This is a genomic window from Qipengyuania vulgaris, from assembly GCF_009827325.1.
GTDB lineage: Bacteria > Pseudomonadota > Alphaproteobacteria > Sphingomonadales > Sphingomonadaceae > Qipengyuania > Qipengyuania vulgaris.
The window spans coordinates 30,083-51,467 of sequence record NZ_WTYC01000009.1 but is presented as its reverse complement, the minus strand read 5'-3'; the positions used below and the strand labels follow the sequence as shown (position 1 = coordinate 51,467).

Annotated in this window: 24 protein-coding genes, 1 tRNA gene and 1 riboswitch; of the genes, 13 read left to right on the top strand and 12 right to left on the bottom strand. The window is 60.1% G+C overall.

All coding sequences use genetic code 11. From position 1 onward, the window contains the following. Window positions 1–122: 122 nt before the first annotated feature. Window positions 123–509: a DUF6491 family protein gene (locus GRI69_RS13795; RefSeq protein WP_160728856.1), complete on the bottom strand. Its 387-nt coding sequence runs from the start codon at window positions 507–509 to the stop codon at window positions 123–125. 86 nt (window positions 510–595) lie between these two features. On the opposite strand from GRI69_RS13795, the gene GRI69_RS16300 reads away from it, so the two are divergent. Both GRI69_RS16300 and GRI69_RS13790 read left to right on the top strand, forming a co-directional pair. Next, a complete protein-coding gene (locus GRI69_RS16300; RefSeq protein ID WP_272916481.1) occupies window positions 596–730 on the top strand; it encodes a hypothetical protein in 135 nt (44 codons plus the stop codon). Between the two features lie 44 nt (window positions 731–774). After that, window positions 775–1,263 (top strand): YaiI/YqxD family protein, encoded by a 489-nt coding sequence (locus GRI69_RS13790; protein WP_160728855.1) that lies wholly within the window; start codon window positions 775–777, stop codon window positions 1,261–1,263. A gap of 7 nt (window positions 1,264–1,270) precedes the next feature. On the opposite strand, the gene GRI69_RS15895 is transcribed toward GRI69_RS13790, so the two are convergent. Together GRI69_RS15895 and GRI69_RS13785 are read right to left on the bottom strand one after the other, a co-directional pair. Next, window positions 1,271–1,426: a hypothetical protein gene (locus GRI69_RS15895; RefSeq protein ID WP_337191076.1), complete on the bottom strand. Its 156-nt coding sequence runs from the start codon at window positions 1,424–1,426 to the stop codon at window positions 1,271–1,273. Window positions 1,427–1,449: 23 nt separating this feature from the next. Then, complete coding sequence (locus GRI69_RS13785; RefSeq protein ID WP_160728854.1) at window positions 1,450–1,653, bottom strand: dodecin family protein; 204 nt, start codon at window positions 1,651–1,653, stop codon at window positions 1,450–1,452. 152 nt (window positions 1,654–1,805) lie between these two features. Here GRI69_RS13785 and GRI69_RS13780 point away from each other — a divergent pair, with 152 nt between their 5' ends. Then, window positions 1,806–2,282, top strand: a complete 477-nt coding sequence (locus GRI69_RS13780) for a hypothetical protein (protein WP_160728853.1) — start codon at window positions 1,806–1,808, stop codon at window positions 2,280–2,282. Between the two features lie 36 nt (window positions 2,283–2,318). On the opposite strand, the gene GRI69_RS13775 is transcribed toward GRI69_RS13780, so the two are convergent. After that, on the bottom strand, window positions 2,319–2,741 hold the full coding sequence (locus GRI69_RS13775) for a YbaY family lipoprotein (protein WP_160728852.1): 423 nt from the start codon (window positions 2,739–2,741) through the stop codon (window positions 2,319–2,321). Window positions 2,742–2,850: 109 nt separating this feature from the next. Here GRI69_RS13775 and GRI69_RS13770 point away from each other — a divergent pair, with 109 nt between their 5' ends. Beyond that, the gene (locus tag GRI69_RS13770; protein ID WP_160728851.1) at window positions 2,851–3,294 is read left to right on the top strand and encodes a PRC-barrel domain containing protein; all 444 of its coding nucleotides are present in this window, start codon (window positions 2,851–2,853) and stop codon (window positions 3,292–3,294) included. Window positions 3,295–3,378: 84 nt separating this feature from the next. Here GRI69_RS13770 and GRI69_RS13765 read toward each other — a convergent pair whose 3' ends face one another. Then, on the bottom strand, window positions 3,379–4,002 hold the full coding sequence (locus tag GRI69_RS13765; protein WP_160728850.1) for a cation diffusion facilitator family transporter: 624 nt from the start codon (window positions 4,000–4,002) through the stop codon (window positions 3,379–3,381). 79 nt (window positions 4,003–4,081) lie between these two features. Between GRI69_RS13765 and GRI69_RS13760 the strand changes: the two genes are divergently transcribed. After that, window positions 4,082–4,459: a hypothetical protein gene (locus GRI69_RS13760; RefSeq protein WP_160728849.1), complete on the top strand. Its 378-nt coding sequence runs from the start codon at window positions 4,082–4,084 to the stop codon at window positions 4,457–4,459. On the opposite strand, the gene GRI69_RS13755 is transcribed toward GRI69_RS13760, so the two are convergent. The 5 genes from GRI69_RS13755 to GRI69_RS13735 form a co-directional block, all read right to left on the bottom strand. Next, window positions 4,358–4,750: a DUF4304 domain-containing protein gene (locus tag GRI69_RS13755; protein ID WP_160728848.1), complete on the bottom strand. Its 393-nt coding sequence runs from the start codon at window positions 4,748–4,750 to the stop codon at window positions 4,358–4,360. The genes GRI69_RS13760 and GRI69_RS13755 overlap by 102 nt on opposite strands. A gap of 26 nt (window positions 4,751–4,776) precedes the next feature. Further along, window positions 4,777–4,986, bottom strand: a complete 210-nt coding sequence (locus GRI69_RS13750; RefSeq protein WP_160728847.1) for a DUF4287 domain-containing protein — start codon at window positions 4,984–4,986, stop codon at window positions 4,777–4,779. Next, window positions 4,979–6,895, bottom strand: a complete 1,917-nt coding sequence (thiC, locus tag GRI69_RS13745; RefSeq protein ID WP_160728846.1) for a phosphomethylpyrimidine synthase ThiC — start codon at window positions 6,893–6,895, stop codon at window positions 4,979–4,981. Before thiC ends, GRI69_RS13750 begins: the two co-directional genes overlap by 8 nt. Before the next feature lie 30 nt (window positions 6,896–6,925). Beyond that, the gene (locus tag GRI69_RS13740) at window positions 6,926–7,324 is read right to left on the bottom strand and encodes a hypothetical protein (RefSeq protein ID WP_160728845.1); all 399 of its coding nucleotides are present in this window, start codon (window positions 7,322–7,324) and stop codon (window positions 6,926–6,928) included. Between the two features lie 35 nt (window positions 7,325–7,359). After that, window positions 7,360–7,464, bottom strand: a riboswitch (TPP riboswitch). Between the two features lie 81 nt (window positions 7,465–7,545). After that, entirely contained in the window at window positions 7,546–8,163 is a 618-nt protein-coding gene (locus GRI69_RS13735) for a TetR/AcrR family transcriptional regulator (RefSeq protein ID WP_160728844.1), read from the bottom strand. A 727-nt stretch (window positions 8,164–8,890) separates the two neighbouring features. Between GRI69_RS13735 and GRI69_RS13730 the strand changes: the two genes are divergently transcribed. The 5 genes from GRI69_RS13730 to GRI69_RS13710 all read left to right on the top strand — a co-directional run bounded on the left by GRI69_RS13730 (window position 8,891) and on the right by GRI69_RS13710 (window position 18,260). After that, entirely contained in the window at window positions 8,891–9,859 is a 969-nt protein-coding gene (locus GRI69_RS13730) for a hypothetical protein (RefSeq protein WP_237453126.1), read from the top strand. A 31-nt stretch (window positions 9,860–9,890) separates the two neighbouring features. Then, window positions 9,891–10,361 carry a DUF11 domain-containing protein gene (locus GRI69_RS13725; RefSeq protein ID WP_160728842.1) on the top strand — a complete coding sequence of 157 codons (471 nt, stop codon included), beginning with the start codon at window positions 9,891–9,893 and terminating at the stop codon, window positions 10,359–10,361. A gap of 71 nt (window positions 10,362–10,432) precedes the next feature. After that, on the top strand, window positions 10,433–11,470 hold the full coding sequence (locus GRI69_RS13720) for a DUF11 domain-containing protein (protein ID WP_160728841.1): 1,038 nt from the start codon (window positions 10,433–10,435) through the stop codon (window positions 11,468–11,470). Between the two features lie 62 nt (window positions 11,471–11,532). Beyond that, a complete protein-coding gene (locus tag GRI69_RS13715; RefSeq protein WP_337191075.1) occupies window positions 11,533–16,524 on the top strand; it encodes a hypothetical protein in 4,992 nt (1,663 codons plus the stop codon). Between the two features lie 5 nt (window positions 16,525–16,529). Then, window positions 16,530–18,260: a DUF11 domain-containing protein gene (locus GRI69_RS13710; protein WP_160728839.1), complete on the top strand. Its 1,731-nt coding sequence runs from the start codon at window positions 16,530–16,532 to the stop codon at window positions 18,258–18,260. A gap of 132 nt (window positions 18,261–18,392) precedes the next feature. Here the strand turns inward: GRI69_RS13710 and GRI69_RS13705 are convergent, their stop codons facing one another. Then, window positions 18,393–18,803 carry a hypothetical protein gene (locus GRI69_RS13705; protein ID WP_237453125.1) on the bottom strand — a complete coding sequence of 137 codons (411 nt, stop codon included), beginning with the start codon at window positions 18,801–18,803 and terminating at the stop codon, window positions 18,393–18,395. Window positions 18,804–19,027: 224 nt separating this feature from the next. On the opposite strand from GRI69_RS13705, the gene GRI69_RS13700 reads away from it, so the two are divergent. Next, complete coding sequence (locus tag GRI69_RS13700; RefSeq protein WP_160728837.1) at window positions 19,028–19,231, top strand: hypothetical protein; 204 nt, start codon at window positions 19,028–19,030, stop codon at window positions 19,229–19,231. A gap of 10 nt (window positions 19,232–19,241) precedes the next feature. On the opposite strand, the gene GRI69_RS13695 is transcribed toward GRI69_RS13700, so the two are convergent. Continuing rightward, window positions 19,242–19,315 (bottom strand) — tRNA-Gln (locus tag GRI69_RS13695). Between the two features lie 178 nt (window positions 19,316–19,493). Here GRI69_RS13695 and GRI69_RS13690 point away from each other — a divergent pair. Both GRI69_RS13690 and GRI69_RS13685 read left to right on the top strand, forming a co-directional pair. Beyond that, a complete protein-coding gene (locus tag GRI69_RS13690) occupies window positions 19,494–20,708 on the top strand; it encodes a Ppx/GppA phosphatase family protein (protein ID WP_160728913.1) in 1,215 nt (404 codons plus the stop codon). A 1-nt stretch (window position 20,709) separates the two neighbouring features. Further along, window positions 20,710–21,372 carry an RlmE family RNA methyltransferase gene (locus tag GRI69_RS13685; protein ID WP_160728836.1) on the top strand — a complete coding sequence of 221 codons (663 nt, stop codon included), beginning with the start codon at window positions 20,710–20,712 and terminating at the stop codon, window positions 21,370–21,372. Window positions 21,373–21,385 lie beyond the last annotated feature (13 nt).

Genomic DNA, 21,385 nt, shown 5'->3' with positions numbered 1-21,385 from the left:
GGCGGGCTTCTCCTTGTTTTACGCCTTTCCCTATCAACGGGGCGCTGAGAATTAGGTTTCCCCTTTCCGGCTCGGAAATCGCGTCGCCGACATTTCCAACCGGAGGAGCATCGGCCGGCGGATCAGTCGGCCACCTTGCCCAGGACCCGGGCGGTGCATCGCGTCGTCACTCCGCTGGCACTGCTGGGGACGAACACGGTTGCAGTGTCGCCCGTGCACAGATTGCCGGTGAAGCGGGAATCGATGGCGATGCGGAAAGTCCAGTCGAGATCCGGGCACGGACCCCATGTTTCGAGCAGGAAGCGTTCGCTGGCACCGGTCCTGACGTAGAGCCGGTCGCCGTCCGGCCCGTCCGGCGCCTTGGAATAGCCGTTGATCTGGCTCGAAGAGAAGCACGCACGCTCACTGGAGAGGACCGGCGCGGGTTCGGCAGGTTCGCCATCGGCCTGGACGCAGGACATGCAGGCCAGTGCGGCGGCGGGGGCGAGGAACTTGAACGGTTGGGTCATGGTGTTTCTTCCGCGAATTGATGCAGGCGTTCGCCCGAAAGGGCGTATGGACCGCGCGGGGCATTCCGCCCTTACTGGAACCTAACATGGCCAAGGGTCAACAACGCAAGAGCCGCGAAGCACGCAAGCCGAAGGCCGACAAGGGGCCCAAGCAGAACGCCTCCAACCCCAGCCTCAAGCCCGGCGCGATCCGCGGTCTGGAGAACATGAAGAACAGCTAAGTCCAAAGCTGGAGCGCGCCGCGAAGGCGCGCTAGGTGTGGGCCATGACCGATGCCCACAGCTCTGCCGCCGGCCCCGCCACGATACTGGTCGATGCCGACGCCTGCCCGGTGAAGGAAGAGATCTACCGCGTCGCCGCACGCTTCGGGGCGCAGGTGCGCGTGGTCAGCAACTCCCTCTTCCGCGTGCCGGTGAACGAGCAGGTGCAGCGGGTGGTCGTGTCCGACGGTTTCGACGCTGCGGATGACTGGATCGCCGCGGCCGCTGGGCCGCGCACCGTGGTCGTGACCGCGGACATACTGCTGGCCGAACGGTGCCTGAAAGCGGGCGCGCGGGTGCTGGCCCACAACGGCAAGCCGTTCGACGCGGCGAGCATCGGGAGCGCCGTCGCAACGCGCGCCATCATGGAAGACCTGCGCGCCGGGATGGACGGCCCGCTGGGAGCAAGCGGGGGCGGCCCGCTGCCCTTCTCCAAGACCGACAGGTCCCGCTTCCTGCAAGCGCTCGACCGGGTGCTGACTGCCTTGCGCTGAGCGCAGGTCATCCCACTTTTTTTGCCTTGTGCGCGGCAATCGCCTCGTCGATCTCGGCGATCCGGCGGCGTTCGGGCGTATCCTTGGGCAGGCCCTTAAGGCGCGCTGTCGCCCAGAGCTGGCGCCGTTCGGATTCGAGGTTCTTCAAGTAGAGATCGGCCACGGCCCGTGTTCCTTCCGCTTCGCTCAGTCGTTGACCACGAAGGTGATCTTGAGCGTGCAGCGCCATTCGGTGATCTCGCCGTTCGAGACCTGCGCCTTGGTATCCTTGACCCACACGCCTTCGATCCCGCTGATGGTCTTGGAGGCGCGCTTCACGCCCTGGCGGACGGCGTCCTCGATGCTTTCGGTCGAGGAGGAAATGACTTCGGTGACTTTGGCAACGGACATGATGCTCTCCATGGGTTGGGGTGTGCCTGTCCAACCAAGCTCCGGCGCGGGCCAATGTTCCGCCGGAGCCTCCGATCAGCTCCTTCCCGTCGCAGAGGCGGCGAAGACATGGACCGGGTGTTACACCGTCCAGGCGCAAAAGTTGTCGGCTTGTGGCGATCGGCGTCGGCTTGCGGGCGGCGCGGGTCGGTATGGCGCATGTCGGTGTCAGCTCGCGCCCCGCCAGTGCCTGTTTGCCCGCCAGAAGTGTCAGCTTGAGACGCCCCGGCGCGCAGGTAGTCGAGCGTCTCCAGCCCCGGCCCTTCCCACGGCGAACGCTGCGCTTCCAGCCGCGCCCTGCTCGCCGCCGCTCGGGCGCGCAGGCCGGTACGGCGTGCACCCTCAAACGCTTCGCGAAAGGCGGGCCCGTCCAGCCGGGCGCGCAGGGAATAGGCCGCCTGCCGGCTCATCCCCACTGCCCTCGCCGCTTCCGCCACCCGCCCGTATTGTTCGAGCGCGCGCAGGAAGGTCTGCACCTTGGGCACGGTCCAGCGATAATCGGCATTGCCCTGACGCGCTCGCCTGCGCGGGCTGGTGGGAGCGGAAGGGGCGGAAGGCTGGTCGTGTTCGTCGGTCATCCGGCAGGATGAGCCACGGCTGCACGCCTGTAGGAAAGCGTTTTCGCCTCAGCCCGGCGTGAGGACCATCACCAGCGTGCCCAGATCGATGCCGGCTTCCCCTGCTACCGGCGTCACGGGGGTATGGGTGTCGGTGATCCACATCAGGCGGCCATCTGCATCCTCTATCCGCACACGTGCGGAGGTGCTGACCGCGCCTTTCAGCGCCGCGCGGGGAACCTCCACGGCAAAGGGCAGCGGTACCTGACTCCCCTCGGCGGGATAGCTTTCCTCCGCCAGGACCGGGGCCGGGGCACCAGCGCGCGACACGTCCTCGATCCGGACGGTCATCACCGCTTCGGGCGGCAGCGCAATGCGTTCGCGGTAGGTCGCTTCCCCAGTGACGGTGACCATGTCCTGAGCGGCAGGGGTGGTGGCACAGGCGGTCAGGGCGAAGGCCAGCGTGGCGGCGAGCGGGGCAATTAGTTTCATGGCAGGTAAACTCTGCCGGGCACCACCGCGTTCCCGTCCATCCGTTCATTTCGGAACGGCGGCCTGCCGCACGCATTGAACGGATGAACGAACACGAAAAGGACCCTTCATGCACCATCCCAAGACCGCCTTTGCCAGCCTTGCTGCCGCCTGCGCCCTGATCGCCGCCTGCGGCGAAACCCCGGCCGAGCAGGAAGCCGACCGCGCGGAGGCACAGGTGGAAAGGGAAGCCGATCAGAGCGCCTATGCCGCCAGCAACGAAGTGGCCGCGCTGGGCATGACCGAGGCGAAGCTGCTCGACGCGGATCTGGTCACCGCCGACGGGACCGACCTGGGCGATATCGAGGCGGTCCGCCGCAATGCGGCTGGCATGGTGACCGGGCTGGTCATCGAACTGGAAGACACCGATCCCGATCGCTGGGTCGAAGTGCCGACGGAAGGGCTCATCGCCCGCGCCGATAGCGACGACATGGACGTGCAGACAGGCATGAGTGCAGAGGAATTGTCCGCCCTGCCCGACGCGGAAATGGGCGCGATGAACGCCCCGGTCTGATCGTCACCAGAGCACAAGCAGGCCCGCCCCGGTTATTGCCGCGGCGGGCCTTACTTTGTCGGGACAAGGACCGTTCACCTGCCCTCACGCGGCGCGAAGCTGCGGTGCGGCGTCGGCGATCACGCGCAGGGCGCTGCGCAGGAAGATGAGCGCCATCAGTACGCCGATCACGATGTCGGGCCATGGCGAGGCGAGCCACCACACCAGCCCCGCGGCCACCAGCACACCGCAATTGTTGATCACATCGTTGCGCGAACATTCGAAAGTGCTCGCCATGTTCACGTCCTGATGGCGGAAGCGGGTAAGCAGCCGCAGGCAGACGAGGTTCGCCGCCAGCGCAAGCGCACCGAACACCAGCATCAGCGTGGCGGACGGCGGCACCCCGCTCTGGATCTTGAGCACGACATTGACCGCGATCCCGATGCCGAGGCCAAGGATGACCACGCCCTTGAGCATCGCCGCCCCGGCCTTCCACCGGTCGCTGCGCGCCAGCGCGTAAAGGCTGACCGCATAGACGATGGCATCGCCCAGCATGTCTGACGCATCCGCCATCAGCGCGGCGGACCCGGCAATGATCCCCGCCCCGAATTCGAGCACGAACATCACCGCATTGATCGCCAGCACGAGCACGAGCACGCGCCGCTGATCGGCCTGGCGCGCGAGCTTTTCCAGTTCGGTGGACTTGGAGGAACAGCAGTCTGCGGACATGGGGGCTATGTGGAACGGTGGTGAAGCTGCCGCAAGGTTGATTTACGCTTTGCCAATCAGATCAGGACAGGATCCGACGATGGATCTCAACGAACATTACCGCCACTGGATGCATTTGCGCCGGCCCGATGTTCCCGCGTTCATGAGTGCAGCGGACCTGCCGATGGATGTGCAGTTCGCGCATGTCGGGCGCGACAAGGCATCGCATCGCGGGATCGGATTGCGAACCGGACTGCGAGAATTGGCAGCGGGCGCGCCGAACCAGGATTATCTCGAGGAAATCGGCTCGCTCGAAAAGCTTGAATATCTCGATCTCGGCTGGCCGGTGACCGCTGCGCTCGTTCGCGTCAAGCGCTCACCCTCCAAGCACCGCCACCGTATCCACAAACGCCCACACCTCCGCCTGGTCAAGCGCCCCACAAACCTCCCGCGCAACCTCGTCCGCATCGTGCCCTGAAAACACAAACCAGTGGTCGCCATAATTCACGCGCAGTTCGCTGCCGAGGCGGTGGCGTTCTTTCAGGTAGCGGTTTTGTGCCTTCGCGGCGGGGATGTGTTTGCCGTGGAAATCGAACCCGCCCGCAGCCACGCGGCCCAGTTCCACCACGAAGGCCCCTCCGTCAGAGCGAAACTGGAAGGAGAGCAGGTCCACCGCCTCTCCGCGCGGGCGGTGGAAGTGGGGCATGGAGCCCTTGAAGCCCATCGCGCGCAGGTGGGGCACGACGATTGTCTTGATCGCCGTGTCCATATCCTCCCGCGAGCTTTCTCCGTCGCCTATTTCGCGTCCTCCGCCAGCGTGGCTGCCACCAGCGCATTGGCGTGACCGTGGCCGATGCCGTGTTCCTCCTTGAGAAACGCGACCAGTTCCATGTGCTTCGCCGGCTGGCGTGCGCGGATCATGGCCTGCCATTCGGCAATGGGCTTCCCGTATTTCCCCTCGATCGTCGGAAAATAGGACGCCGGGCCCTTCACCTTGTCAGTCATGCTCGCGGTCCCCCTGCCCGATATAGAGTTCACGTCCGGTTTCGTTGTAGACGCGGCTCATTTCCTCCATCCCCTCGCGCGCTTCCTCGGCCTCTTCGGCACTCGTCTCGCGCTTAATGTTTTCGCTGGCGAGATAGCTGTCCGAATTCTGCTTCGCGGCGAATTCGCGCACTTCCTGCGTGATCTTCATGCTGCAGAACTTCGGTCCGCACATGGAGCAGAAGTGGGCGGTCTTGGCGCCTTCCGCAGGCAGGGTCTGGTCGTGGTATTGCTCGGCCGTATCGGGGTCGAGGCTGAGGTTGAACTGGTCGCGCCAGCGGAATTCGAAGCGCGCCTTGCTCAGCGCATCGTCGCGGACCTTGGCGGCAGGGTGGCCCTTGGCGAGGTCGGCGGCGTGGGCGGCGAGCTTGTAGGTCACCACGCCCACCTTCACATCGTCCCGATCGGGCAGGCCGAGGTGCTCCTTGGGCGTGACGTAGCAGAGCATCGCGGTGCCGTACCAGCCGATCTGCGCCGCGCCGATGCCGCTGGTGATATGGTCGTAACCCGGCGCGATATCGGTGACGAGGGGGCCGAGGGTGTAGAAGGGCGCTTCGCCGCAGGCCTCCAGCTGCTTGTCCATGTTCTCCTTGATCTTGTGCATCGGCACATGGCCGGGGCCTTCGATCATCACCTGCACGTCCTGCTCCCAGGCGCGCTTGGTCAGTTCGCCCAGCGTGTAGAGTTCGGCGAACTGGGCTTCGTCATTCGCGTCCGCGATGGAGCCGGGGCGCAGGCCGTCGCCCAGCGAATAGGCGATGTCGTAGGCCTTCATGATCTCGGTGATCTCGTCGAAACGCTCGTAGAGAAAGCTCTCCTTGTGATGGCTGAGGCACCATTTCGCCATGATCGAGCCGCCCCGGCTGACGATGCCGGTGACGCGCTTGGCGGTCATCGGGACATAGGGCAGGCGCACGCCGGCGTGGATGGTGAAATAGTCGACGCCCTGTTCGGCCTGTTCGATCAGCGTGTCGCGGAAGATTTCCCACGTCAGATCCTCGGCCACGCCGCCGACCTTTTCGAGCGCCTGGTAGATCGGCACGGTGCCGATGGGGACGGGGCTGTTGCGGATGATCCATTCGCGCGTGTCGTGGATGTTGCGGCCGGTGGATAGGTCCATGACGGTGTCCGCGCCCCAGCGGATCGACCAGACCATTTTGTCGACCTCGTTCGCCACGTCGCTGGCGACGGCGGAGTTGCCGATATTCGCGTTGATCTTGACCAGGAAATTGCGCCCGATCGCCATGGGTTCGGTTTCGGGGTGGTTGATGTTGTTGGGAATGATCGCGCGGCCGCGGGCCACCTCGTCACGAACGAATTCGGGGGTGACGTAATCGGGCAGCGATGCTCCCCAGGGCTGGCCGTCATTGCGGGCTTCGAGCCGAACAGCTTCCTCGCGCAGCATCTCGCGGCCCAGATTCTCGCGCTCGGCGACATATTCCATCTCGGGCGTGATGATGCCGCGGCGGGCGTAGTGCATCTGGCTGACATTGGCGCCCGGCTTTGCGCGCAGCACGCGTCTGTGGACGTTGGGGAAGGCCGGAACCCCGCCCGACCGGTCCGGGCCGAGCTGGCCGTTGTCTTCGGGCTTCACTTCGCGCGCGTCGTATTCCTCGACATCGCCGCGGGCGAGGATCCACTCGCGGCGCTTCTGTTCGAGGCCCTTGCGGATATCGATGACCGCGTCGGGATCGGTATAGGGGCCCGAGGTGTCGTAAACCCGCACGCTGGGCTCGCCGCCCTCGAGATCGATCTCGCGCATGGCGACGCGCACGCCGCTGCCGCTCTTCGCGCCGACCTGGACCTTGCGGCTGCCGCGGATCGGGCCGGTGGTGACGCCGATGTCGAATGTGCTGTTGATGTCGGCCATGAAACGGACCTTTCTTCGATGCAGATGAAACTAGAGACGGAACAGGGCGGTGGCGATAAGGAACGCGCCGAGGATCAGCGAGAACCAGGCCCATAGCTGGTTGGCCTTGCCCATCAAGCGGCGGGCGAAGCGCATGATGCCATCGCCGAATGCAAGGATCAGCGCGCCCTCGATCGCCATCCAGCCGCCGAGGATGGTGATAAGGATTGCGAGCCAGTCATCCGGCTGCCACGGCGATACGAGATAGATCGCACCGCCCAGCCCGATGCAGACGATGCCGGTTAGAAAGCGCAACGCGGTGTTACGTTCGTAATCCTCAAGCATTGCGGTCCACCCGCCCGGGTGGCGCAACTCCCCGATTCCGGCCGCAAGGGCGTAGAGGCCCATGAAAAGGGCGATCCATGCAGGAATGTCGATACCTTCGGCCATATGTAATCTCTCCACGAGGCGGGAGAGCGGACTTCACGCGGTGGCCGCCCACTCCCTCCGCCGATGCTAATCGGTTCAGGTTCGACGGGTCGGCGGACTTCAACCGCCCTCTCAGCCTCATGGCTCCCCGGGGATGACAAGCGTGTAGGCGTTTGGAGGAGACGCGTCCAGCGGGTCGGTAAGGACCAAGGTCGCAATGGCACCGAGCCTCGATGGAGAACCTAAGCCTCTCGCTGGCGGTCCCGCAGGCTCTTGAGGCCGGCGCTTACGAATTCTGCCAAATCATCTCCCAGTTCCTCAATGTCTCCCGCGAGTCTCCCTTGGCGGTGAGCGCGGGAAAGCAGATCGGTTGGTCCAAGCATGGCCGCCTGATAGAATGCAGGGGGGAGGCGCGGCAGGGCCCCGCTACGGAAATACTCGGCGGCCCAAGCAATCACAGGAGACTCCTCTTCCGATGCCACCGTCAGCCACAGATCGACATTGCGGCGCAACCACTCGCTGTCTGAGAATTCAGCGATAAGCCGGCCGAACGAACCGGGATTTTTCGCCTGGTAATGCAACGCCGCCCGCGTACCGGCGGCGAATGCATCGCAGGGGTCGCCATCATATTGCATGATCGCATTTCGGATAACGCCCAGATAAGCGGCGCGCTCTGCAGCGAAGAGTTCGCGAACAATACCTTCCTTCGAACCAAAATGATGAAAGATACTACCATTTGATACGCCGGAACGCTCACAAATCTCCTTCAGCGAGACTTGCTCGTGGCCATGTTCGACAATTAAGTCCCTTGCCGCCTCAAGGACTTTCTCGCGTGTCCTGCGGCTTCGTTCCTGTGCCATCGGTGCCGAATACACGTAGTGCGACTGAAATCACTCTAGAATGTGGTTCTAATTTGCAATGGCCTGTCTAGTCTTCTGGGTCAGGGATTGGAAATTGAATGGCCGCAGCTCTTCTTCGGCTGCGCCAAGGTCAGAATGGGTCGAATAGACATTTGCAGTAAGCGTGGGGACTTGGTCCACGGAGTCTAAGGTATGGTTGAAATGCGCGTGGGCCAATTGTTGCCGCTCTAAATGTGACGCCTCCCCAGATTGTTCACCAATGTAGGCAGGCTTCGCGAGCTAGAAGAAGGCTAGTGGCAGGAACATGCGTGCTCGTGTGTTTGTCTCTGAGTAGCAAGAAAAGGCGAGAGGTTCCCGTGATGCCTTGGCAAGTTTGAAACGTCAGCCTCATCTGCTAACTTGCTGCCAGACAGATCAGTCTCGTTGGAGTCTGCAAGTAGGAGGGACTATTTCTTCTACATAAGCTTTAGGTCTCTACCACCAAGAGGTGCCCTGCTTTTCTCGAACTTCTGGCTCAGGCATCAGATACGGCGCTCCGCCTCAACTAAAGTAAAAGTTAACCAATCAAACTAACGGTAACTTGGTCCCTTCGTGTCAAAGATGCCTTATGCATTAGGCGGAAACCGGCCGGAAGAGTGAACGATCCGTTAATTTCAACCCACGGAAATTTACGTATTTGCTAATCGTTTGATAACCTTTTTCGTCCACTAAGGCCCCCATGGAACACATGGGTCTCAAGTTCGCCGCCAGTCCGCTGGTCCTCGCAACCTTTCTCGTGGCATCGCCAGCGATGGCCGACGGCGTGCCTGCAGGCACGCTTATCGAGAATACCGCTACCGCTGAATTCTCTGATGCGGACGGCACGCCGCAGACGGTAGATTCAAATACTGTCACCGTGCAGGTCGACGAGCTTCTTGATGTTACTGCAGCCTGGCAGGACGGCAGCGCGGTTGCGATCGGCAACGCCTCTGCTGTGCTCACCTTCGAGATTACTAATACCGGCAATGGTCCCGAAGCCTTTAACTTAACCGCTGACGCTGCAGTGACGGGAAATGATTTCGACGTAACGGTTGATGGGCTTGCCTACGATACCAACGGCAACGGCATCTATGATGACGGTGTTGACGTGGTTCTGGGTGCGGGCGCGCCTACTCCTTCTCTCGACGCAGATGCCGCACTCACGGTGTTTGTATTGGTCAACTCGCCCGCAGGTGTCACCGATGGCGATAGCAGCGCAGTCAAGCTTGTCGCTCAGGCCGTGACCGGCGCAGGCGCGCCCGGTACAAGCTTTGCGGGCCAAGGGGTCAACGGAAGCAACGCAGTCGTTGGCACAACAAGCGCTGATGCAGACGTCGATGGCTCACTAATCGCACGCCTCGCGGCTCTGAGTCTGATCAAGACAGCAAGCGTTATCGATCCGTTCGGAGGATCCGAAGCCGTTCCCGATGCAACGATTACCTTCACTATCGTGGCCAATGTCGGCGGTAGCGGCTCAATCACTGATCTTAACGTGACGGACGCCATCCCCGCGGGCACGACGTACAAACCTGCCACGCTCACGCTCGATGGAGCGCCTCTAACAGATGCATCTGACGCGGACGCGGGGGAGGCGAATAATTCTGGTATCACGGTTGATGTCGGCTCGGCCGCGGCCGGTGCCAGCTACACCGTTACTTTCGACGTCACGATCGACTGAGATCGCACGACTGAACCTCGAGGAAAATCACATGTTCTCTAACCTCATAAAAACATCCGTGCTCTCCGTTGCCGCCCTCGTCGCAAGCGTTCCGGCAACGGCAAAGGACACCGTCGTCCTGAGCGGGATAGTGCAACTCGAACGGGTTGTGACCGAGGATGGCAAAGCGCAAAAGGTTCTCGCCGCCCCCGAAGGCGTTGTGCCAGGTGATAGACTGCTGTTCACCACGAGCTACGAGAATTCGGGCGGCGAACCCGTAGAAAACTTCGTGGTCACCAATCCGCTGCCTACGGCAATTCGACTCGCTGAGGCTGATGCAGCTTTTCAAGTTTCTGTCGATGGAGGCGCCACCTTCGGCGACCTTGGCGCCATTAAGATTGAGGATGCTGAAGCAGGAGCCCGCGCAGCTGAAGCGCGCGATGTCACTCACATTCGCTGGACGCTAGAACGCCTTGATCCAGGGGCGAAAGGCACTCTCAATTATTACGGGATCGTTCGCTGAAGAGCTGAACGTAGCCGCCTAAGGCTGCGGGCGGGGTAACGCGCAGCTGCAATAGCAGGGGATTCAATACCATGAAACGCACCAGCAAGCTGCTGGGTGCGGTGAGCGCCTTACCGCTCATTGCTCTCGGCGCTAGTCCAGCCTTTGCGGAAGGCACGAACGCCGGCCAGACAATTCAGAATAGCGTATCGGTGAGCTATTCGGTCGGCGGGGTCAGTCAAAACGACGAAACGGCAACGGATGAATTCGTTGTCGACCGCAAGGTCAACGTCACTGTGGCCGAATCCGGCGGGGAGCAGACAATTGTCTCACCTGGCGCGGTTTCGCGGATCACGACCTTTTCCGTGACCAACCTCTCGAATGATACACTAGACTTCGCACTTACCGCTGCACAGCAGGCTGGCGGCGCTGGTGGCATCACGGGAACCGATAATTTCGACACAAGCAACGTCACGATCCTCATAGATCGGAACGGGGACGGCACCTTTGTCGAGGCAACTTTCATAGACGAACTGGCCGCTGACGCCTCAGTAAGCGTCCAAATTAGGTCAGATATCCCACTCGGTAGGGCAACCGGCGACGTGGCGACCGTAGTACTCACGGCCCAGGCTCATGCTGGCGGTTCCTCAGGCTCCCAGGGAGCACTTCTAGAAAATTCGGATACCAACACTGTCAATGCTGTCGACACCGTACTTGCAGATGCGGAGGGCCTCACTGACGGAGAGTATGATGGCGCCTTCTCTGCTGCAGACGACTACGTCGTTTCGGCGGCAGCGTTAAGCGTCGCAAAAACAAGTACTGTCCTTAGCGATCCGGTAAGCGGCACTGCTAATCCCAAGGCCATTCCGGGCGCCGTAATCGAATACTGCATCGCTGTTTCGAACGCAGCGGGTAGTGCGACAGCGAGCGGTGTTACCGTCACGGACAGTCTGCCGACAGGCATCTCCTATTTCGATACCGCCACAGTAGTTCGCATGAATGGTCCGACCTGCGACCTCGATGATGCGACCACGGACGGTTTATATAACGCAGGAACGATAACGGGCTCGCTCGAGGACATTGCAGCGGGCACTACGCGTACTGTGATTTTCCAGGCGACGATCGACTAGTCGCTGAATGCGCCATGGTATTGGGCCGGAATCTCAGCGATTTATCAGCAGCATTCCTCGGGGTGCTACTGCTTTTCGTCGCGATTCCGGCCTATGCCCAAGATGCGCCTGTATCTCAGACTATTACAAACATTGCTGAAGCGCAGTGGCGAGCCAGCGGTGTAATCGAGACCGCCCGTTCGAATGAGGTCCGCATTGCGGTTGCCTCGGCTCAGGCCGCCATCGGAACTTATCTGCCAGATATAGCCGGCAGCACGACGCTCCAATTCTCGCCGTCACTGTGCGGCTCAAGTACTTTGACACCATCCACCTCTGTAGGTGCTGCAGCACCTTCGAGCTATTCGGTTTCGCCGGCGACCTCGATACGCATCGGACAGACACTTTTCTTCGATGTCTCTGCTCCTGCGGCGAACCTGTCTCCTTCCTCCCGCGACTCCATCGAAGTCGTCCTGACTACTCCCTCGGGAGATGAGGAAAGACTGACCGTTTTCGAAACTTCTGAAAATTCTGGTGAATTTGCCGGAAGTATTCAAACCGCGTCAATCCCTCCGCAGCCAATTGCGGGCGACTGCATTCTCAGTCTGCACTCGGGGGAGAACATCAGTGTAACCTATCACGATTCACGGGCCGCCCTCGTCGTCACCGCCATCGTCAACGTTTTAAACAAAACTTCCGGTTTCGTTTTCGACAGCCAGAATGGGCAGATCATCGACGGCGCGCGCCTAACCTTGGTTAATGCCGCATCAGGACTTCCTGCAGAAGTTTTTGCCGAAGATGGCGTGACCTACTGGCCCTCAAGTGTCACGAGTGGGCAGCCCGTCACGGATGGTGCCGGGCGCACTTATGAGATGCTGCCCGGAGAGTATCGCTTCCCCATAGTCGCTAGCGGGTCTTTTCTGGTCGAAGTCAGTCCGCCCTCACCATATTCCGGTCCATCGACCGTTTCAGAAAAAGAGCTGGTGGCTTTTACCCGCCCCACAGGCGGCGTTTTTGTTATTACCGAAGCCTCGTATCAGAGCCAATTCTCAGTCACTTCATCGGCTATACCCCAGTTCGATATACCGCTTGACCGGCCGCTTGTGAACGTAAGTCTCGATAAGAGCGTGTCGCGCCAGATCGCGTTACCTGGAGACGTCGTCTTCTACAGCATCACGGTCAGCAATCCCGATGTAATGGGGTCCAAGCGGAATGTGGTCATAACTGACACTCCATCCGAATGGCTCCGCCTCCGACCGGATAGCATCAGGGTCGACGGCGAGCGCGCCGAAGAGCGCGTCAGCATTGCCGAAGATGGAAAGACGCTCAAAGTACGTTTCGACGAAATTGCAGCTGGCGCAGGCCACCGCATTACCTATGCAATGGCAGTTCGCGCAGATGCTCCCGAAGGCTTTGCTGTCAATCGCGCAAGTGCAAGCGACGGTCGCGGCGCGGCGGTCGTTGCCAGTGCCAACCTTCGTATCAGCAAGGAAACTATCGGCAACAAGATGGTAGTAATGGGCCGGATCACTTCCGGCTCCTGCAACAGAGAAGGACGCCGTGGCATAGCGGGTGTCCGGGTCATGCTGGAGGACGGAAGTTTTGCGGTAACCGATGCGGAAGGTCGATACCATTTCGAAGGGATTGCTCCCGGAACGCACGTGGTGCAGGCGCAGGACCAGACCCTTCCAATATCAGGTCAGTTCGTGCTCTGCGCTCGTTCGACTGCGAACGGCGGCTCGGCAAATTCCCGCTTCGTAAGAGGCCAAGGTGGCAGCCTTGTCGTCGCAGACTTCCATGCAGAACTGCCGTATGGTTGGAATGATAGAGCCGATGATCAGGACGACGAAGTACTCGGTGATGCCGAAGCTTCAGGTGCCGAGATCGCTTGGGCAACGGTTGGCGACGGTCCAGCCGGTTTCATTTTTCCCGCCGTGGATCATAATCCTAGAGCTCCCGCAGTTCGGGTTGCCGTGCGACACGAAATCGGCGAGCAGGTAGAACTTCGCGCGAACAATGAGCTTGTCGATCCACTGAGCTTCGATGGCGTTACGAAAGCTTCCGATGGTTCCTATGCGATAAGCGTGTGGCGCGGCATTCCGCTAAAATCAGAGCGAACGCGGCTCATTGCCGACGTGTCGAACGCGAACGGTTCCTCTTCAAACCAATTTGAGCGGATCGTCCACTTTTCAGGTGCTCCATCGAACGTGAGCCTTGTTGCCGACCAGTCGCGCCTAGTGGCCGACGGAACCACAAAGTCCGTTGTTGCCGTTCGGATTACGGACCGGAAGGGACAGCCAGTGCGCAGCGGCGTATCCGGCGCGGTTGAGATCAATGCCCCCTACGAGAGTGCTGAGGCTCTTGAGGCAATGCAATTGCGCCAGCTTGGCGGTCTTTCCGGAGCAAAGCCTACTTGGACGATCCGAGGGGATGACGGCGTTGCCTTGATAGAACTTTCCCCCACTCTTGTGAGCGGCCAGCTCGATTTGGATTTCACTTTCACCGACGGCAAGATCACCCGCCGCGAAAAAATCGAAGCTTGGGTTGTACCTGGTGACACGGATTGGACCTTGGTCGGCCTCGCGGAAGCGTCGCTTGGCGCGCGCACCATCGCTGACAACATGGAGGTGAACGGGTCCTTTGACAGCGATCTCGGTCAAGAAGGACGGGTTGCATTCTATGCTAAGGGCAAGGTTCTCGGAAAATTCCTGCTCACCGCCGCATATGATAGCGCGAAACAGAAGGACGAGCAGCGTTTCCAAGGAAGCATTGATCCCGATGCTTATTACACTGTTTTCGCGGACGGATCGGCGCGTCGCTTCGACGCAGCCAGTCGTGAGAAGCTCTACCTTCGCGTAGAAACAAGCACTTTCTATGCGATCTACGGGGATTTTCGCACCGGGTTCAACCAGACAAACCTTGCGCGTTACGACCGGGCTGCGACTGGTGTGAAAGCCGAAGGACGTTTTGGTGCCTTACACGTACAGGGCTTTGCTGCGGATATCGAAACCCGTTTTCGGCGCGACGAAATCCAGGGAAATGGTCTCACTGGTCCCTATCGCCTTTCAAGCCGCGCAATCGTACCGAACTCCGAGACCGTGGCTCTCGAAATACGAGACCGTTTCCGCTCGGAAATCATCGTTGAACGCCGGGAATTGACGCGCTTTATCGATTACGATTTGGACCTCCTGTCCGGCACAATCCGCTTCAAAGAGCCCGTCCTGAGTCGAGATTTCGATCTGAATCCGCAATTCATCGTCATCGATTACGAGACACAGGATCCGCGTAGCACCGGCCAACTGAATGCTGGTGTCCGGAGTGATGTTCTGGTTGCGGACGGTGATCTACGTCTGGGCAGCACTTTCGTCACTGACGAAGGCGATGGCGCGCGGACCGAAATGCTCGCAGTGGATGTGAAGGCGCGGCTCGGTAGTTCGACCGAACTACGTTCCGAGGCGGCTGCCAGTGTTAAGAACGGCGTAGTTTCTGCGGCGTGGCAGGTCGAAGCAGAACATCACACCGGTGATCTGGACGTCATCGCCTTTGCGCGTACGGTCGAACCTGACTTCGGTGTGGGGCAACAAAACGGCGCCGAGCAGGGACGCCGAAAGATGGGAGTCGATGCACGGTATTCGATTTCCGAGACTCTCGGAGTCACTGGCAGTGCATGGCACGATAGCAGCCTGACCGATGATGCTCGCCGTAACGCCATTCAGATTCAGGCGGGCTATCGCGAGCAGTCGACGAGCCTGCGCCTGGGTCTGGCACATTTTGACGATCGTTATCGCGATGGAACGAGTGGGTCCTCCACGGTTCTCGAAGGTGGTGCCAGTCATCGGCTCCTAGACAATCGCCTGGAGATCAATGCTAGCACCAGCATCGCACTTTCAGCGACGGAATCAATTGACCTGCCTACCCGGCACCGGGTTGGTGCCAGGTACTCTGTGGCGAAAGACGTCCGCCTCATCGGCACCTACGAGGTTGCCGAAGGGAAAGCCATCGACGCCGAGACGCTGCAGGGCGGCGTTGAAGTGAGCCCTTGGGCCGGAGCTCGTGCAACAGGCATGCTCGGCCAGCAATCGATTTCGGAATTGGGAGCGCGAAGCTATGCGGCCTTTGGCCTCGCTCAAAGCTTTACCTTGTCGAGCCACCTGACACTCGACGGAACAATCGACGTAAATCGTCAGCTCGGCGGTGTCGACCAGAGCAAGGTCATCAACCCGCAGCACCCTGTTTCCAGTGGGGGGCATCTGGGTCAGGATGGGCAGCTCTTTGAGGACTTTGCCGCAATCACGCTTGGAGCTAGCTGGCGCAAAGACCGCTGGGCTGCGAACGCTCGGGGCGAACACCGGGACGGTGAACAATCGGACCGCACTGGCCTGACGTTCGGCGCTATTCGCCAGCTGGGCGAAGGCAGCGTTCTAGGTTCGGGATTCACCTGGACCCGGGCGGAGAGCAATACGGGGTCGGAATCGGAGATCTTTGACGGAAGCATCGCTGCAGCATATCGCCCTGAGAGTTCTGATTTCGGCTTTCTCGCGAAACTCGAATATCGCAGCGATAGCGTGACTGGGGCGATTGATGGGGAAACAGGACCCTCAGGTCGTAGCGCGCTCATCGTCAATGGAGAGGCCAAGTCGCGTCGTCTGATCGGGAGTGTTTCTACCAATTGGTCTCCTAGTCGCAACGATATTGAAGAAGGTCGTTCGATGAACCGCAGCGAGTTTGGTCTCTTTGTTGGTGGGCGCTACAATTTTGATGCGATTGAGAGTCTTTCGATTGAAGGTTTCTCTCTCCTTGCTGGGGTCGACGCACGGATTGGAATTGGCGAGAGATTCGAGATCGGTGGTCTTGCAACAGTCCGCAGTAACCTTACCGACGGCTACACCAGCTTCTCGTTCGGACCGGAGTTGGGTTTCTCTCCCAAAAATGATGTCCTCCTCACTGTAGGATATAACTTGCGGGGCTTTCGTGATGAGGACTTTTCTGCCGCCCGAAATACCGACGAAGGACTCTACACCAGCATCCGCATGAAGTTCGATGCTGACACCTTTTCCTTTCTTGGTATTGGAAGGTGAACGTGTTGAACTTGCCCATCTTCTTTCTGTCGGCTCTCCGCGGATTTTTGGCCCTGCTCGTGATGGGGCTTTTTGCGACAGCTGCGTCAGCCAGCCTTTCGTTCGAATTGCGCTCAGGCAACAGCAGCACCAACCTCCAGAAGCTGACTGCGGATTCCAACAATTGTCCTGCAGAAGGGCCTACAGCTGCTTACGTTGGCGGGATCGTTCGCAACACTTCTACAAGCAGAACAACGAATGCCACCGTCACGCTCGGGGGTTTGAACTCGAATGTGTACTTGGCTGGCGGGCAGCCAGCGACCCAGTATATCGGAGCATTGGATCCGGGCGAGAGTATCGCAGTTTATTGGTTTACTGGTTACGGCTGCAGCTTTGGTGCGGGTGCCAACGCAACAGTTACAATGAGCTCTAGCGCCGGAACTCAGCTCTCGAATTTTAGCCTCGTTATCGCCAACTCGATCAGTGCCAATGCTGGCGGGCAATTGATCGGGTCGTCCTTGGGGTCGGGCGCTGTGGTTGGGCAGACTGTATACTTTGACGCCAAATACGATTTTGGCGGTTCCGATCGCGGGGACGAGTTCCTTCTTCAACCCAGTGCGCTCCAATCTTTTGACGCAGAGTGCTTTCAAATGGTTGGATCGGAAGTGAGATCATCCAACGTCGCTGGCGCGCCTGCCGGTATGTCCAACAGGATCTACGTTATTCAGACAGCCAAGCAGCCCGGAAATGGCTACCATATCACCGTACGATATTACTTCACGTATCAGTGCGCAGGCAGATCTACGACGGCGAAACCATATGCGGTTCAAACTAGCGGAACTCAGCTGAAATACACCGGCACCAATGATGCAAGCGTTGTTTCGATCAGCTTTCCAGGTGCGACAAATCCCTTCCAAATATCAAAAACTATCGATCAGGAGATAGGGATCGTCGGGGCGATAGGAAATCTTACCTACACGGTCACAATCTCCAACCCGTCAGTCCACGACGCAATAGTGGATCGGATAGTCGACACCCTTCCCTCAGGGATGAGCTTTGTTGCCATAACCAGCTCCAGCGAAGTCCAAACTTCAAATTCCAGTCAAATCCCTGTTGCCGGAAGCACCGGCACGTTAGAATTCATCGGTAAAAAGGGGAGCTCATACTTCGTCCGAGCCGGCGGATCAGTCACACTCCGATATACTGTTTCACGACCTCCAAATGCTGGAAGCTTCACAAATTCTGCTCGTGGTGTGTTCGGATTAGCATCCACACCGATTGCACAAGCGACATACTCGCAAAGTCCGGTCCAGCCGATAACCGCCACAAAGGTTAGTTCCGTATTTAGCGACCCCAAGAATGGAACCACACGCCCATTCCCAATACCTGGCGCCATCGTTGAGTACACGATTGGAGTTTCCAACCCGAACGCAGTCGCTCTGGATGCGAACTCTGTGATTGTGTCAGATAGTGGTCCGCCACAAGCTGCACTTTGCTTGGTCGAAATGGGATCGACGGGTCCGATCGCCTTCGTGGACGGTTCACCGACCTCCGGACTAGCATTCTCCTATACAGGTCTGTCGTCAGCTACTGATGACCTTGAGTTCTCCTCCGATGGAGGCGTGACCTGGGACTACGTGCCAACGCTTGACGCGGCGGGCTGCGACAGTGGAATCACAAACTTCCGCTTGAAACCTTCAGGTGCATTCGCGCCCTCCTCAACTTTTACGGTGAAGGCTCGGTATCTCATAGAATAAGAACCGCTTTTCGAACTTTCGAGAAGATTGACGCTAACATTTTGGTGCAGCGGTCGCCGTCGGACTATCGTCCAAATAGATCGGCACCCCCATCCACGCTCAGCGGGGTGTGGGTGCCGATCTGGTGACGGTTCACGACCGGTTTTCGTGCCATCGGCTTAGAAAGAAGAATCCGGCTGGCGCGCCTTTACCTTCGTCGAACTTCTCCAAGGTTTGCCGCAACGACGGCGAAATGAAGGTCTTCGAGAACTGGAAGTCTCCTAGCCCGGGGTTCACCTTGGCGCCGTTGGCGAGCGTGTGCCCAATGTGAGGCACCAGCTGCCGGCGAAACTCGTCTTCGTCCCGGGCAAGACCGGCCGCGAAATAGACCGTGTGGCCCTGCCCCGTCGCGAGGTCGCTCACTTGCCCAAGGTAAATACGCCTCGGAGCGTTTGATCGAACCTCGCTGACCTCCCATGGGTAGGGAGGCAGCTCGAAGGGGTTCTCCCCCTCCCCGTATAGCTCGACCTCCCCGCTTTCCAGCATCTGGCGCGCGAGGTCCACGGAGGCTTACACCTTTTCGACTTCGTTCGGTCCTTTGCGGGCCAAATAGCTCGCCAGGAATTCAGAGGGCTTGGCGTTCTCTTCTTCGCTCATGCTGCAGCTTTCCAGTTCTTCTTGTGAACCTGCCACACAGCGACGGCGGCTTCATAGCCCCGATCGCTGCAAAGGGTCGTGCACGCCCCGCCAAATCCGTTGATGTTGAGCTTCCTCGACAGGATCGCACAGTGAACGTGGTTCCCTTGCCCCGCGAGGCCGGTCGTACCGGGGATGTGCGCAATCAGGATGACTGCAAAGCTCTGCGCAAAATGGGCACGCGCGAAGCTGCGAACCCGCTCGAAGCCTACGTGCCAGGCTTCGGAAAAATTCCGCAGAGCCTGTTGGGACTTAAAACCCGTGGTGTGTTAAGCGACAAATTCCTGATTTTCTGAGGAAAATCAGTGGATGCCCCGTGAGGATTCGAACCTCAATTGACGGAGTCAGAGTCCGTAGTCTTACCATTAGACGACGGGGCATCAGCCATACGGCAGGTACGAGAATCGTCTCGCCTCCGCAGGAGAGGCCGCGCATCTAGTTTCGCGGGGGCGCGAGGTCAACCCTTCCGCTTGCCCCAAAGGGTTCCTCCCGCTAGCATCGCTGTCAGGTCCCCGCGCGAAGCAGTTTCGTGCGGGAGGAATAATGAAAGATACCCCCATGGCGGAACACTCTCCGCCGGACATGAACAGGGGCCACGGTAAGACAAGGGGCGGCACGTCCGGCAAGGTAGCCGATTTCCGCTACAAGCGCCCCTCCCGGCCCGAAAAACGCTCCAAGCACAACGGAGCGAAAGCTCGCGATGCGACGCCACGCGATGAAAACGGCGCAGAAGCCCCCGCAGATGCCTCCGCGCAATTTCTGCGCGGTCGCAGGCAGGCCTATGCCGCGCTCGATCTGGGCACCAACAACTGCCGGCTGCTGATTGCGCGGCCTTCGGGCGAGAATTTCACCGTAATCGATGCGTTCAGCCGCGTGGTCCGGCTCGGCGAAGGTCTGGCGGCTAGCGGGCGCCTGTCAGACGATGCGATGGAGCGAACGCTCGCCGCACTTCATGTCTGTGCCGAAAAGCTGCGCCGCCGCCACGTCCATCTGGCCCGCTCCGTCGCCACCGAAGCATGCCGCCGCGCGTCCAATGGTGCGGAATTCATCGAGCGTGTGCGCGAGGAAACGGGCATTGTGCTCGATATCATTTCGGCGCAGGAAGAGGCACGGCTGGCGGTGCTCGGCTGCCATATCCTGCTCGAGGATGGCGATGGCCCGGCCGTCATCTTCGATATCGGTGGCGGATCGACCGAATTGGTACTGGTCGAGCCGAGCGGCGCCGTGCCGCGCATCATCGACTGGATGAGCGTGCCCTGGGGGGTCGTTTCGCTGACCGACACCGTAACGGGATCGGACGAGAGCGAAGACCTGCGCGTCGATCGCTACCGCCGGATGCGCCGGACCGTGCACGACAGTTTCAAGCCCTTCGCCGAACGCATCCACGAATTTACCAAGGGCCCGCACCCGATCCGCCTCCTCGGCACCAGCGGGACGGTGACGACACTGGCCAGCCTGCACCTGGAATTGCCGCAATACGATCGGCAGGCGGTCGATGGGCTGATCCTGCCTTCGCAGGCCATGCGCGACATTTCGCTCAAGCTTTCGCACATGAGCGGGCATGACCGGCGGCAGCTGCCCTGCATTGGCGACGACCGGGCCAACCTCGTGGTGGCGGGCTGCGCGATCCTCGAAAGCATTCTCGACATCTGGCCATCAGCGACTTTGGGCGTGGCCGACCGCGGCATTCGGGAGGGCATCCTGCGCAGCCTGATGGCGGCCGATGCGACAGGGGAGCAGAGCCGCGCGGCCCTCCAACGAATGAAAGAGTAGAATGTCTAGATCGGGCAAGGACAAGGATACACGCGTTCGTACAGCCAAGAAGCGCTCGGAATCTTCGACCCGCTGGCTCCAGCGTCAGCTGAACGACCCTTATGTCAAACAGGCCAAGGCCGACGGCTATCGCAGCCGCGCCGCCTACAAGCTTATCGAGATGAACGAAAAGTTCGGCCTGCTGAAGGGCGCCAGCCGCATCGTCGATCTGGGCATTGCGCCGGGCGGCTGGTCGCAGGTGGCGCGCAAGCTTGTGCCCAAGGCGCAGGTCGTCGGCATCGACCTGCTGGAGACCGAACCAATCGAAGGCGTCACGATCTTCCAGATGGATTTCATGGACGACGAGGCACCGCGCGCGCTTGAGGAAGCGCTGGGCGGGAAGTCTGACCTGGTGATGAGCGACATGGCCGCCAATACCGTCGGCCACAAGCAGACCGACCATTTGCGGACGATGGGACTGGTCGAGGCCGCCGCATGGTTCGCGATCGAGAACCTGGACAAGGGCGGCACCTTTCTCGCCAAGGTGCTGGCGGGAGGGACCGACAAGGACCTGCTCGACCTGCTAAAAAAGCACTTCAAAACGGTCAAACATGCCAAGCCGCCCGCCAGCCGCAAGGGATCGAGCGAATGGTATGTCATCGCGCAAGGTTTCAAGGGCGGCTGACAGCGCCGCACGA